We start from the raw sequence: 14,051 nt of genomic DNA, 5'->3' as shown, positions 1-14,051 counted from the left end.
GACAGTAAAAAAATTGCGGTTTTGGGTTTGATTTACTGGCCTCTTCGCGGGGCAAGCCCGCGCCTACAGGGGATGTAGGAGCGGGCTTGCACTGCTGAGAGGCCAGGCCTGCGGTCAGATATCCCACACCACATTGATGGCGAAATTGCGCCCAGGCATGGTCAGGCGGTCGAGGTTGGCCGGTTGGGTCACGCCGGCTTCACCCTGGCCGTCGTAGCCGCGTACCGAATCCCACTGCCAGTATTTCTTGTCGGTCAGGTTGTACAGCCCGGCATTGACGGTCACGTCGTCGGTCACCTTGTAGAAGCCGCTCAGGTCCAGCACGCCGTAGCCGGGGGTGCGGAACTGCGAGCTCTTGCCGTCGGGGGCGAAGAAGGTGGAATCGTCGACGCGGGTTTTACGCTTGACCAGGGTCCAGCTCAGCAGGCCGCCGTAGTTCTGCTGCTCGTAGCCCAGGCCGAACACACCGGTCAGCGGGTTGACGGTGTTCAGCGGCTGGCCATTGTCATCGTTGCGGCCGTACTGGTAGGCGATCGAGCCTTGGGTGTAGAGGCCGGCCGGTGCACCGAAGTGGTCGAGGTTCAGGCGGCCCTTGATCTCGGCACCCTTGATGGTGGCGTGCTTGATGTTGTTGGCCTGGAAGGTGGTTTCCAGGTTGGCCGACTGCACGGCGTCTTCGTCGATGAAGTCGCGGTACTTGTTGTAGAACACCGCGGTGCTGAAGTTGCCCGCCTCGAAGTTGCCGCGCAGGCCGGTTTCGTAGCTCTTGCTCTTTTCCGGCTCAAGCCCGGGGTTGCCCTGCACGACGTAGCCCAGGGTCTGGTTTTCGAAGCGCCCGTACATCGACTTGGCGGTCGGCGTGCGGAAGCCCTCGGCGTACTGGCCGTACCAGGTGTAGTTGTCGTTGAAGGCGTAGGTTACGCCGAACTTCGGCGACACCCGGTGCCACTTCTTGTCCGAGTCGTCGAGGCTGGAAGGCGCGGTACCCGTGCCCTGGATGCCGCGCAGGAAGGCGTCGGTGAACTTCGGCTCCATGCGCGTGTAGTCGTAGCGGGCACCGGGCAGGAAGGTCCAGTTGTTCCAGCGAATTTCATCCTGGGCAAACAGGCTGTAGGTGTTGACGGTTGGGTCCGGGAAGTCGCTGACCAGGGTCTGGCCGTCTGCCGGGCGGTCGGCACCTACGGCCGTGCAACCCGAACCCACTGCCAGGCAAGTGCCGGTGCCGCTGCGCGAGCCGCTGACCTTCTCATGCTTGAGGGTGGTGCCATAGGTCAGCAGGTGGTCGGTAGCACCGAGGCTGAAGGCTTTGTCCAGCTGGGCATCGAATACCCACTGGCGGTCTTTGTAGGTGGTGTCTCGGGTCCGCAGCACCTGGCGGCCCGGAGGCGCGTAGATTTCATCGGTGTGCTGGTCGGTCTTGGCGATCTGGTAGTTCAGGCTCCACTTCACGTGGTCGGCAACCAGCGAATCCAGGCCGAATTCATGGTTGATGCCGAAGCGCTCGCGCGTGACGGTATCGTTGCCACTGCGTGCCTTGTAGTACCCCATGCCGCCAAATGCCGGAATGAACGGGCCGCCGACGGCGCTCTTGATGTTCTGGTCGCGGTCATCCTTGTAGCGCTCGTAGGTGAAACCCAGGCGTGCGTCGTCGGCGTAGTTCCAGCCGAGCTTGGCCAGCACGTTGGTGGTGCGCACGTCCTCGGGGTTGGCTGCGGTACGGGCAAGGCCGGTGCCGCCGTGGCCGCCGTAGGACTCGGTTTCGTGGCCATTGCGCTGGCTCAGGTGCAGCAGGCCGTCGAAATCACCTTGGCGGCCGGCCACGGTGGCGGAGGTCAGCCAGCTGTCGTCAGCCGAGCTGTAGCCGGTCTTCAGGCGCGCACCCACGTCCTTGCCTGGCTTGATGATGTCTTCCGGGTCGAGGGTGAAGTAGCTCACCGCGCCGCCGATGGCGTTGCTGCCGTACAGCACCGAGGCCGGGCCACGGAGGATTTCCACGCGCTTGACGATCTCGGGGTCGACGTAGTTGCGCTGGGTTTGGGCGTAGGGGCCGTAGAAGAAGCTGTCGGGAATCGACACGCCATCGATCTGGGTAAGAATACGCTCGCCGTCGATGCCGCGGATGTTGTAGCCGTTCAGGCCGCTGCGCTGGCCAGTGCCGGCTACCGACACGCCGGGTTCGTAGCGTACCAGTTCCTGGATGTTGTTGACGTTCTGCCGGTCCAGTTGCTCGCGGGTCTGTACCGTCACGGTGCTTGGCACCTGGCTGACGTCCTGGGCGCTGCGGGTGGCACTGACGGTCATCTGTTGCAGGGCGATGACGTTGCTCGACGACTGGCGTTCGAGCACCACGTTGCCGTTACCGATCTTGCGGTAACCCAGGCCAGTGCCTTGCAGCAGGCGCTGCAGCGCGGCTTCCGGTGGCAGCGAGCCCTGCACGCCCGGCGAGGCTATGCCATTGGCCAGCTCGGCGCTGAAGCCGACCTGCCAGCCGGTGACCTTGCTGAAGGCATTGATCGCCTCCACCAGTGGCTGCTGGGCGATGCTGAAGCGGTAGTCGCCCATGCGCGGGCTGCTCGCCTGGGCAGGCTCTGCGGCCAGTGCCGGAAGGCTGCAGGCGCCGCTGGCGAGCAGGGCCAAGGTCAACAGGGACAGTTGCCCTGTACGGCGGGGAAGGGTGGACGGGCGAGATGGACCAGTTGACATCGATAGCGCTCCCTGACGCGCGAACTGTTATAGGTGATGACCGTTCTTGTTTTCAAACAAGAATCAGTTGCATTGGCTATAACGAGACGGGCGGGGTAGCGTGATCGCGTAAAAATAGTTTCAGGTCAGTTGAGGATCACCACCGCCGGGAACTCATGCAGCTGCGCCGAGGTGATGTGGGCCAGGGCGCGCAAGGTTTCCAATGGTTGGTCGAGGCGGTAGTTGCCGGTGACGGCCATGTCGCCAAGCGCGCTGTTGCGGTTGATGATCCAGCCTGGGTAATAGCGCCGCACTTCGGCCAGCACCTGGCTCAGCGGGCAGTTTTCGAACACCAGGCGGCCATCGACCCAGGCCAGGTCCTTGCGCAGGTCGGCGCGCTGGCGCTGGCCGAAACCCTGGGGGCCGACGCTGATGCTGTCACCGGCGCTGAGGCGGATGCGCTGGTCACTGGCGGCCTGCAGGTCGACGTCGCCGCGTTGCACGCGCACTTGGGCCTGGCCATCGAGGTAGCGCACGGCGAAGTCGGTGTCGCGCACCTGGGCACGCAAGGGCCCAGCCTGCACTTCAAGCGGTGGTTGAGCGCCGCCGGGCACCTGGAAGTACGCCTCGCCCTGCAGCAGGCGCGCCACCTGACGGCCGCCCTGCAGGTCGCTGGCAAAGGCCGAGTTGGTGTTGAGCAGTACCTTGGCGCCGTCGTCCAGTTGCAGGCGCTGGCGCTCGCCGACCACGGTCAGGTGATCGGCCTGCAGGCGCACCGGCAGGTTGCCGAAGGTCACCAGGCCGACCAGCAGCATGGCGGCGGTGGCCAGGGGTTTCCAATGGCTGCGCAGGCGCCCGCGCAGTGAACGCCGACGGCCCTGGTGCATGTGCGTGGCGGCCTGGCGCAGCGGCGTGCCGTTCCACAGGGCTTCGGCCTCGACATAGGCCTCGGCGTTTTCCGGCGCGGCGCTGAGCCACTGCTCGAAGGCCTGGGTGTCCGCGTCGCTGGCGCATTGCAGGCGCACCAGCCAGTCCAGCGCCTCGTCCAGCGCGCGGGCGCGGGCGTCGGCCCCGGCAGCGGACGGGCGGTGGGCAGGGCGGTCGGTCACGGTGGGTCCTTGAAATGGTTTTTCCGAATGATCATGGCTAAGGCGCCGCCTGGCAAGGCCCAGGCCGCAATCAGGCCGCCAACGGTCGGCTCACTTGAGGCGATCGGCCACGCCCATGCAGATTGCCATGATCAGTTTCAGTTCCTTCTGAACCGTGCTGGCCGAGACGTTCAGCTGCTCGGCGATTTCCAGGTAGCTGGCGCCGTGCAGGCGGCTGAGGATGAAGATGCGCTGCTGGCGCTCGGTGAGCTGGTTGAGGCTGACGCTCAGGTGCTTGAGCAGTTGTTCGGCATGGGCGGCGTCTTCGCTGCTGCCGGCGGGCGCGGCGATGTTGTGCAGCACTTCGTCGGGCACATCGTCGACCAGCATGCGCGCCTGTACCCGGCGCGTGCGCAGGTGGTCCAGGGCGAGGTTGCGTGCGGTTTGGAAGACGAACGGCTCAAGGTGCTCGATGGGCCGCTCGCCCAGCGCACGGGACACCCGCAGGTAGGTTTCCTGCAACAGGTCTTCGGCCGTGCTGGGGTTGCCCACCATGCGCTGCAGGGTACGCAGCAGGGAAAGGCGCTGAACGAGGAAGACGGAGTTGAACCGGGACTGACTCACGGGGAAACCTGGCCGATGAAGGGTGAATGATAATGCTTATCATCTGTTTGCCAGGTCAAGCTTGGATTTGTTAAGAAAAGGTAAAGTTTGGGGGATGCGGTGTGTATGTCTTGGCATTTGCGGCGCCAATGAGATCGCGCGCCGCCCGTGCGGCGCATCGCAGGCAAGCCTGCTCCTACAAAGGGCCGCGCGCGGTGGCCACATGAACACTGGTCCGAAACAGATGTAGGAGCAGGCTTGCCTGCGATGCGCCGCGCGGGCGGCGCTCGATCTCACAGGCGCTAAAAATCCCCCGTCAAACACCAACAACCCTCAACGCGCATTGGCCAACGCCAGGCAATTGTCCAACATCCGGTTGGAGAACCCCCATTCGTTGTCATACCACGCCATCACCTTGAGCATGCGCCCATTGGCGCGGGTGTGGTTGGCGTCGAAGATCGACGACAGCGGGTTGTGGTTGAAATCGCACGACACCAGCGGCAACGCGTTGTAACCCAACACCCTGGAGTGCCGGCTGGCTTCGAGGAACAACTGGTTGACCTGCTCCGCCGTGGCCTCGCGGCGCAGGTTGACGGTAAGGTCGACCAGCGACACGTTGATCACCGGCACCCGCACCGCCATGCCCGTCAGCTTGCCGGCCAGCTCCGGCAGCACCAGGCCCACGGCCTCGGCGGCGCCGGTTTTGCTCGGGATCATCGACTGGGTGGCCGAGCGGGCCCGGTAGGGGTCGCTGTGGTAGACGTCGGTCAGCACCTGGTCGTTGGTGTAGGCATGGATGGTGGTCATCAGCCCCTGCTCGATGCCGAACTCGCGGTGCAGCACCTGGGCCACCGGGGCCAGGCAGTTGGTGGTGCACGAGGCATTGGAAATAACCTGGTGCGAGGCCCGCAGGCTGTCGTGGTTGACCCCGTACACCACCGTGGCATCAACCCCCTTGCCCGGCGCCGAGACAATCACCTTGCCGGCCCCGGCAGCCAGGTGCGCGGCGGCCTTGGCGCGGTCGGTGAACAGCCCGGTGCATTCGAACACCACGTCGATCGCCTCGGCCTTCCAGGGCAGCTCGGCCGGGTTGCGAATGGCGCTTACCGCGATGCGGTCACCGTTGACCGTGAGGCTTTCATGGTCGGCCTCCACCACGGCATCGAAGGTGCCGTGCACGCTGTCGTACTTGAGCAGGTGGGCGTTCATCGCGCTGTCGCCCAGGTCGTTGATGGCGACGACCTGCAGGTCCTGGCGGTAGCCTTGGGTATACAGTGCGCGCAGGACGTTGCGCCCGATGCGGCCGAATCCGTTGATGGCGATGCGAAGGGTCATGGCAGTACCTCTGGCAGTCCGAGTGAAAGCTGTGGCACAAAGAAGCTTCACTGAAACGGTTTTGTTGTTGGAATTACAAGATTATTCACTGGCTGATAGAAAACAAGCCTTTTTAGTGGCAGAATTTTGTTTAAACATACAACGAGTGGTTGGGCGCAGTGCCTCCCGGTTGCCGCCGGCTCCCTTTCCTTGAGCCTAGGCCGCAATCGTTTGGAGGGGAAATGCCCGGCAAACCGCCCTTACAATTAGCCTGGAGTCCAGTTCATGCACCCGCGCATCCTTGAGGTCACCCAACGGCTGGTCGAACGCAGCCGTGCCACCCGCGAACGCTACTTGCAGTTGATTCGCGGCGCGGCCAGTGAAGGGCCCATGCGCGCCAGCCTGCAGTGCGCCAACTTCGCCCACGGCGTGGCCGGTTGCGCCAGCGAAGACAAGCAGACCCTGCGCCTGATGAACGCGGCCAACGTTGCCATCGTCTCGGCCTACAACGACATGCTCTCGGCGCACCAGCCGTACCTGCACTTCCCCGAGCAGATCAAACAGGCCCTGCGCGAGGTCGGCTCGGTCGGCCAGTTCGCCGGCGGCGTGCCGGCCATGTGCGATGGCGTTACCCAGGGCGAGCCAGGCATGGAGCTGGCCATCGCCAGCCGCGAGGTGATCGCCATGTCCACGGCGGTGGCGCTGTCGCACAACATGTTCGATGCCGCGCTGATGTTGGGCATCTGCGACAAGATCGTCCCCGGCTTGATGATGGGTGCGCTGCGGTTCGGCCACCTGCCCACCGTGTTCGTCCCCGGCGGGCCAATGGTTTCGGGTATTTCCAACAAGCAGAAGGCCGACGTGCGCCAGCGCTATGCCGAAGGCAAGGCCAGCCGCGAGGAACTGCTGGAGTCGGAGATGAAGTCCTACCACAGCCCCGGCACCTGCACCTTCTACGGCACCGCCAACACCAACCAGCTGGTGATGGAAGTGATGGGCCTGCACCTGCCGGGGGCCTCGTTCGTCAACCCCTACACCCCGCTGCGCGAGGCGCTGACGGCCGAAGCTGCGCAGCAGGTGACGCGCATGACCAAGGCCAGCGGAAACTTCATGCCGCTGGGTGAAATCGTCGACGAAAAGGCGCTGGTCAACTCGATCGTGGCCTTGCACGCCACCGGCGGCTCGACCAACCACACCCTGCACATCCCGGCGATCGCCCAGGCTGCCGGCATCCAGCTCACCTGGCAGGACATGGCCGACCTCTCCGAGGTGGTGCCGACCCTGTCCCACGTCTACCCCAACGGCAAGGCCGACATCAACCACTTCCAGGCCGCTGGCGGCATGGCCTTCCTGATTCGCGAACTGCTCGACGCCGGGCTCCTGCACGAGGACGTCAACACCGTGGCCGGCCACGGCCTGCGCCGCTACACCCAGGAGCCGTTCCTCGATGACGGCAAGCTGGTGTGGCGCGACGGCCCGCTGCAGAGCCTGGACGAAAGCATCCTGCGCCCGGTGGCGCGGCCGTTCTCCGCCGAAGGTGGCCTGCGGGTGATGGAAGGCAACCTCGGCCGTGGCGTGATGAAAGTCTCTGCGGTGGCTGCCGAGCACCAGGTGGTGGAGGCCCCGGCGCGGGTGTTCCACGACCAGCAGTCGTTGGCCGATGCCTTCAAGGCCGGTGAGCTGGAGCGCGATTTCGTTGCCGTGGTGCGCTTCCAGGGCCCGCGCTGCAACGGCATGCCCGAGCTGCACAAGCTGACGCCGTTCCTCGGCGTGCTGCAGGACCGCGGCTTCAAGGTGGCGCTGGTGACCGACGGGCGCATGTCGGGTGCATCAGGCAAGATCCCGGCAGCGATCCATGTGTGCCCCGAGGCTTATGACGGTGGCCCGCTGGCAAGGGTGCGCGATGGTGATATGGTGCGGGTCGATGGTGTCGAAGGCACGCTGCGGGTGATGGTGTCGGCCGAAGAACTGGCCAGCCGCCCACTGCCTGCTGCGCCCCTGGGCAACGACCTGGGTTGCGGGCGCGAGCTGTTCGGCTTCATGCGCATGGCGTTCAGCCCCGCCGAACAGGGCGCGAGCGCCTTCACTTCGGCCCTGGAGAACATCAAATGAAGGACCTGCTGGTTGGCGACATCGGTGGCACCAATGCCCGTTTTGCGTTGTGGCGTGACAACCAGCTGTACCAGGTGAAGGTTTTCGCCACGGCGGACTACACCAGCCCGGAGCAGGCCATCGAGGCCTACCTGCATGGCCACGGCATTGCCCGTGGCGGCCTGGCGGCCGTGTGCCTGGCCGTGGCCGGGCCGGTCGATGGCGATGAGTTTCGCTTCACCAACAACCATTGGCGGCTCAGCCACAAGGCCTTCTGCCAGACCTTGCAGGTCGAGCGGCTGCTGCTGATCAACGACTTTTCCGCCCAGGCCCTGGGCATGACCCGCCTGCAACCGGGTGAGTACCGCGAGGTGTGCCCCGGCCAGGCCGACCCGTCGCGGCCGGCGCTGGTGATTGGCCCGGGCACCGGCCTTGGCGTCGGCAGCCTGCTGCGCCTGGGCGAGCAGCACTGGCAGGCGCTGCCGGGTGAGGGCGGGCATGTCGATCTGCCGGTGGGTAATGCCCGCGAGGCGGCGATTCAACAGCAGATCCATGCACAGATCGGCCACGTTAGCGCCGAAACTGTGCTCAGTGGCGGTGGCCTGGTGCGGTTGTACCAGGCTATTTGCGCGCTCGATGGCGACACGCCGCGACACACGTCCCCGGCACAGATCACCGATGCGGCGCTGGGCGGCGAGCCGCGGGCGCTGGCGGTGGTCGAGCAGTTCTGCCGGTTCCTCGGCCGGGTGGCCGGTAACAATGTCCTGACCCTGGGTGCACGGGGTGGGGTTTATATTGTCGGCGGCGTGATCCCGCGCTTTGCCGAACTGTTCCTGCGCAGCGGCTTTGCCCACAGCTTTGCCGACAAGGGCTGCATGAGCGGCTACTTCGCCGGTGTGCCGGTGTGGCTGGTGACCGCGGAATTCTCTGGACTGTTGGGCGCAGGGGTGGCATTACAGCAAACGCTGGATCACTGATGGGGTTGCTGCGCGGCCCCCATGGAAAAACAGGCAGAAAAGACCTGTGACACACAAGAGGGCGGGACACCTTGAGCACTGCCGGCAAAACGATCCTGATGGTCGACGACGACCAGGAAATCCGTGAACTGCTGCAAACCTACCTCAGCCGCTGCGGCCTGCAGGTGCATGCCGAAGCCGACGGCCAAGGCTTCCGCCAGGCGCTGGAAACCACCCCCTGCGACCTGGTGATCCTCGACGTCATGCTGCCTGACGAAGACGGCTTCAGCCTGTGCCGTTGGGTACGCCAGCACCCGCGCCAGTCGCGGGTGCCGATCATCATGTTGACTGCCAGCTCCGACGAGGCCGACCGGGTCATCGGCCTGGAACTGGGCGCCGACGACTACCTGGGCAAGCCGTTCAGCCCCCGCGAGCTGCAGGCGCGCATCAAGGCGCTGCTGCGCCGCGCCGAGTTCGGCCAGGCCGCGCCGGCCAGCGCCGTGCTGGCCTTCGACGACTGGCGCCTGGACACCGTCAGCCACCGCCTGTTCCACCGCGATGGCGAGGAAGTGATGCTTTCCGGCGCCGACTTCGCCCTGCTCAAGCTGTTTCTCGACCACCCGCAGCAGATTCTTGACCGCGACACCATCGGCAATGCCACCCGTGGCCGAGAACCGATGCCCCTGGACCGCATCGTTGACATGGCCGTCAGCCGCCTGCGCCAGCGCCTGCGCGACACTGGCAAGCCGCCGCGGCTGATCCGCACCGTGCGTGGCAGTGGTTACCTGCTGGCGGCCCATGTCAGCTGCGCTTGACCAGCGGCGTTGGCGCCTGCTGCCGCGCTCGCTGCTGGGGCGCATGCTGCTGCTGACCTTGCTGGTGGTGCTGTTGGCCCAGGGCCTGTCGAGCGTCATCTGGGTGGCGCAACTGCGCGCCAGCCAGCTGCAGGGCCTGCGCGCCAGTGCCAGCAGCCTGGCCCACTCGATGAGCGCCAGCGTCAGCTACTTCCGCTCGCTGCCGGTGGCCTACCGGCCGATGGTGCTCGACCAGTTGCGCAGCATGGGCGGCACGCGCTTTTTCGTGTCGCTCAACGTCAAGCCGCTGGACATGCCGGTGTTGCCGGTCACCCCGCGCAAGCAGGCGGTGATCGATGTGTTCCAGCAGGTGCTGCACGAGCGCCTGGGCGAGCAGATGGAAATTTCTGTCGAGTTCGTCAGCCCCGATGACCTGCGCATCTTCAACAGCGGCCTGAAACTCGACGAACTGCCGCGCTCGTGGGCGCATTACTCGCTGACCCTGGAACCCCTCAATCCGCCGGTGCTGGTCACGCAGATCCGCCTGGGCGAGGGCGAATGGCTGTACATCGCCTCGCTGCTACCCGAGCCCTACACCAGCCTTGAAGCCGAGCGCCTGCCCCGCCAGCAGATCGGTTTCATCGTGCTGACCACCGCCTTGCTGTTGTTGTTCATCGGCTTGCTGGTGCATTGGCAGAGCTGGCCGCTCAAGCGCCTGGCCCGCGCTGCGCGGGAGCTGTCGCTGGGCGCCGACGTGGCGCCGGTGGCCGAGGGCGGCGGCAGTGAAGTGGTTGAGGTTGGGCGGGCGTTCAACAGCATGCGTGAGCGCATCAGCCGTTACCTGACCGAGCGCTCGCAGCTGTTCAGCGCCATTTCCCATGACCTGCGCACGCCGATCACCCGTTTGCGCCTGCGGGTGGAGCTGTTGGAGGACGAGCGCCTGCAGGCCAAGTTCAGCCAGGACCTGGACGAGCTGGAATTGCTGGTCAAGGGCGCGCTGCAGTGCGTGAAGGACACCGACATTCACGAGAACATCGAGCCGGTCGACCTCAACCAGGTGCTGGAGATCCTGGCCGAGCCGTACCTGGGCGATGGCCGCATCACCCTCCAGGGGCAGGCCATGGCGCCATACCCTGGCAAGCCGTTGGCGTTGCGCCGCTGCATTGGCAACCTGATCGACAACGCCATCAAGTATGGCGAGCGGGCGCGCCTGCGCATCATCGACAACGCCGAGGCGTTCGTGCTGCAGGTGGATGACCAAGGGCCGGGCGTGCCGCAGCAGCAATTGGAGCAGGTGTTCGAGCCGCATTTTCGCCTGGCTGGCAAACAGCAGGGGTATGGGCTGGGGCTGGGGATTGCGCGCAATATTGCCCATAGCCATGGGGGCGAGGTGAGTTTGCTCAATTTGCGCGAAGGAGGGTTGCGGGTGACGTTGTGCCTGCCACGGGGCTTGGATTGAGTTCATGGGTGCCAGGGCTGGCCTCTTCGCGGGGCAAGCCCGCCCTCATGAAACAAATCGCAAATAGCTGATTTAACAGGAAATCCTGTAGGAGCGGGCTTGTCCCGCGAAGCAAACACCGCTGTGTATGGCACCGGCTGCGCCGGTGTTCGCGGGGCAAGCCCGCTCCTACAGGCTCAGATGAGGCCTCTATTGGCCACCGAAATGTCACAAACCAGTGACACAACAGCAAGCGTTCGTGACACCCCAGCCTGGACGGCTGGCTACTATTCGCATACGACTGGCAAGGAACGAGCTGGCCCATGGATAACCTAGAACTCCTCCCCGGCAGCTGGCTGAACGCCCCGGTACATGCCGCCTGGCTCCAGGCCGAGGGGCTGCGCCTGCTGGCCTTCGCCAAGGCCTCGCTGCTGCCAGACGGCTTCGCCGCCCTGGATGCCCAGGGCCAACTGCCCCCTGGGGCCGTTGCCCAAACCCTGCACACCACCCGCATGACCCACAGCTTCGCCCTGGCCCACCTGCAAGGTGTGCCCGGTTGCCTGCCGCTGGTCGAGCACGGCGTCAATGCCTTGCGCGGGCCGCTGCAAGACGCCCGTGACGGCGGCTGGTTCGCCCAGCCCCGCGGCTTGGGTGACAACAGCAAGGCCGCCTATCTGCATGCGTTCGTCGCCCTGGCCGCAAGCTCTGCCCTGGTGGCCGGTGCCGTGGGCGCGCAAGGCTTGCTGGTGGACGCCATCCGCCTCCTCGAAGCGCGTTTCTGGAGCGAAGAACAGGGCGCCCTGCGTGAGTCGTTTTCCCGCGACTGGCAGCAGAGCGAAGCCTATCGCGGTGCCAACAGCAACATGCACGCCACCGAGGCCTTCCTGGCCCTGGCCGATGTCACCGGCGACACGGTGTGGCTGGAGCGTGCCCTGCGCATCGCCCAGCGCATCATCCACACCCACGCGGCGGCCAACGACTACCGCGTGGTCGAGCATTTCGACGTGCACTGGCAAGCGCAACCCCAGTACAACCACGACAAACCGGCCGACCAGTTCCGGCCCTACGGCACCACGCCCGGCCACGCCTTCGAGTGGGCACGGCTGCTGCTGCACCTAGAAGCCGCGCGCAAGCTGGCCGGGCTGGAGGCCCCGGGGTGGCTGCTGGGCTGTGCCCGTGGCCTGTTCGACAGTGCCTGCCGCGACGCCTGGCAGGCCGATGGCAACCGGGGCTTGGTCTACACCTTGGACTGGGACAACCAGCCGGTGGTGCGCCAACGCCTGCACTGGGTGCATGCCGAAGCCTGCGCAGCTGCCGCAGCGCTGTTGCGGCGCACCGGCGAGGCCCAGTACGAGCGTTGGTACCGCTGCTTCTGGGACTTCATCGACGGCCACTTCATCGACCTGCAGGCGGGCAGTTGGCACCACGAACTCGGCCCTGACAACCGGCCTGCGGCCAGCCTCTGGCCCGGCAAGCCGGACCTCTACCACGCCTACCAGGCCGTGCTGCTGCCCAAGGCGCCGCTGGCGCCGAGCCTGGCGACAGCGTTGGGCGGCGAATGTAACCAAACGCTGACATTCGCGCATCGCTTCGTTACCTGACGCGGCGGGCGGCCTGTTTAGACTCCATGTCATGCAAACGGTCGGCGCGCCCGGCCCGTTTTGCCCGGCATAAAAACAAGAACCGAAAAGGGTATACCCATGAACTCCACGCTCCGTCTCGCTGCCGCGATCTCCCTCGCTTCGTTCCTGCCGCTCAGTGCCTCTGCCGCCGACTCCAAAGGCAGCGTCGAGGTGGTGCACTGGTGGACCTCTGGCGGTGAAAAAGCCGCAGTCGACGTGCTCAAGGCCCAGGTCGAGAAAGACGGTTTTACCTGGAAGGACGGTGCGGTTGCCGGGGGTGGCGGTGCCACTGCCATGACCGTGCTCAAAAGCCGCGCCGTGGCTGGCAACCCACCGGGCGTCGCCCAGATCAAGGGCCCGGACATCCAGGACTGGGCCGCGACCGGCCTGCTCGACACCGAGGTGCTCAAAGACGTCGCCAAGGAAGAAAAGTGGGACAGCCTGCTCGACAAGAAGGTCGCCGACACCGTGAAGTACGAGGGTGACTACGTGGCCGTGCCGGTGAACATCCACCGCATCAACTGGCTGTGGATCAACCCGGAGGTGTTCAAGAAAGCCGGCATCGACAAGGCGCCGACCACCCTCGACGAATTCTACGCCGCCGCCGACAAGCTCAAGGCAGCCGGCTTCATCCCGCTCGCCCATGGCGGCCAGCCGTGGCAGGACAGCACCGTGTTCGAAAGCGTGGTGATGGCGGTAATGGGGCCTGAAGGCTACAAGAAGGCCATGGTGGAGCTGGACGAGTCGGCACTGACCGGCCCCGAGATGGTCAAGGCGCTCACCGAGCTGAAGAAGGTCGCCACCTACATGGACCCTGACGGCAAGGGCCAGGACTGGAACCTGGAAGCGGCCAAGGTCATCAACGGCAAGGCCGGCATGCAGATCATGGGCGACTGGGCCAAGAGCGAGTGGACCCTGGCCAAGAAAACCGCCGGCAAGGACTACCAGTGCGTGCCGTTCCCGGGCACCGAAAAAGCCTTCCTGTACAACATCGACTCGCTGGTGGTGTTCAAGCAGAAGGACAAGGGCACCGCTGCCGGCCAGCAGGATATCGCCCGGAAGGTGCTGGGTGAGGACTTCCAGAAGGTCTTCAGCATCAACAAAGGGTCGATCCCGGTGCGTAACGACATGCTCGCCGACATGGGCAAGTTCGGTTTCGATGCCTGCGCGCAAACCTCGGCCAAGGACTTCCTGGCCGACGCCAAGACCGGCGGCCTGCAGCCGAGCATGGCGCACAACATGGCCACCACGCTGGCCGTGCAGGGCGCGTTCTTCGATGTGGTGACCAACTACATCAACGACCCCAAGGCAGACCCTGCCGATGCGGCGAAGAAGCTGGCGGCGGCGATCAAGGCCGCCAAGTAACCCCCTTCGCGGGCAAGCCCGCTCCCACAGGTTCGGTGTGATGCCCGCGATCTGTGGTGAGCAGGGCTTTTGTGGGAGCGGGCTTGCCCGCGAAGCGG

Annotated in this window: 10 protein-coding genes; 6 read left to right on the top strand and 4 right to left on the bottom strand. The window is 65.3% G+C overall.

All coding sequences use genetic code 11. From position 1 onward, the window contains the following. Positions 1–114: 114 nt before the first annotated feature. From F3J44_RS20165 to gap, 4 genes are all read right to left on the bottom strand, one after another. Positions 115–2,703, bottom strand: coding sequence for a TonB-dependent receptor (locus F3J44_RS20165; protein ID WP_167275393.1), 2,589 nt, complete (start codon positions 2,701–2,703; stop codon positions 115–117). 125 nt (positions 2,704–2,828) lie between these two features. After that, positions 2,829–3,791 (bottom strand): FecR domain-containing protein, encoded by a 963-nt coding sequence (locus tag F3J44_RS20160; protein WP_167060387.1) that lies wholly within the window; start codon positions 3,789–3,791, stop codon positions 2,829–2,831. A 90-nt stretch (positions 3,792–3,881) separates the two neighbouring features. Continuing rightward, positions 3,882–4,394, bottom strand: coding sequence for a sigma-70 family RNA polymerase sigma factor (locus tag F3J44_RS20155; RefSeq protein ID WP_167060385.1), 513 nt, complete (start codon positions 4,392–4,394; stop codon positions 3,882–3,884). 312 nt (positions 4,395–4,706) lie between these two features. Further along, the gene (gene gap, locus F3J44_RS20150; RefSeq protein WP_167275391.1) at positions 4,707–5,708 is read right to left on the bottom strand and encodes a type I glyceraldehyde-3-phosphate dehydrogenase; all 1,002 of its coding nucleotides are present in this window, start codon (positions 5,706–5,708) and stop codon (positions 4,707–4,709) included. Between the two features lie 264 nt (positions 5,709–5,972). Here gap and edd point away from each other — a divergent pair, with 264 nt between their 5' ends. The 6 genes from edd to F3J44_RS20120 all read left to right on the top strand — a co-directional run bounded on the left by edd (position 5,973) and on the right by F3J44_RS20120 (position 13,953). Further along, positions 5,973–7,799 (top strand): phosphogluconate dehydratase, encoded by a 1,827-nt coding sequence (edd, locus tag F3J44_RS20145; RefSeq protein WP_167275388.1) that lies wholly within the window; start codon positions 5,973–5,975, stop codon positions 7,797–7,799. Next, on the top strand, positions 7,796–8,755 hold the full coding sequence (locus F3J44_RS20140; protein WP_167060377.1) for a glucokinase: 960 nt from the start codon (positions 7,796–7,798) through the stop codon (positions 8,753–8,755). The genes edd and F3J44_RS20140 overlap by 4 nt, the downstream gene beginning before the upstream one ends. 71 nt (positions 8,756–8,826) lie before the next feature. Next, positions 8,827–9,549: a two-component system response regulator GltR gene (gene gltR, locus F3J44_RS20135; RefSeq protein ID WP_167275385.1), complete on the top strand. Its 723-nt coding sequence runs from the start codon at positions 8,827–8,829 to the stop codon at positions 9,547–9,549. Next, positions 9,533–10,987, top strand: coding sequence for an ATP-binding protein (locus F3J44_RS20130; RefSeq protein WP_167060370.1), 1,455 nt, complete (start codon positions 9,533–9,535; stop codon positions 10,985–10,987). Before gltR ends, F3J44_RS20130 begins: the two co-directional genes overlap by 17 nt. Before the next feature lie 302 nt (positions 10,988–11,289). Next, positions 11,290–12,567 carry an AGE family epimerase/isomerase gene (locus tag F3J44_RS20125; protein ID WP_167275383.1) on the top strand — a complete coding sequence of 426 codons (1,278 nt, stop codon included), beginning with the start codon at positions 11,290–11,292 and terminating at the stop codon, positions 12,565–12,567. Positions 12,568–12,666: 99 nt separating this feature from the next. Next, the gene (locus F3J44_RS20120) at positions 12,667–13,953 is read left to right on the top strand and encodes an ABC transporter substrate-binding protein (RefSeq protein WP_167060365.1); all 1,287 of its coding nucleotides are present in this window, start codon (positions 12,667–12,669) and stop codon (positions 13,951–13,953) included. Positions 13,954–14,051 lie beyond the last annotated feature (98 nt).

The sequence above is a fragment of the Pantoea sp. Tr-811 genome, from assembly GCF_011752535.1.
Taxonomy (GTDB): Bacteria; Pseudomonadota; Gammaproteobacteria; order Pseudomonadales; family Pseudomonadaceae; genus Aquipseudomonas.
This window is presented reverse-complemented; position numbering and strand designations above follow the sequence as displayed.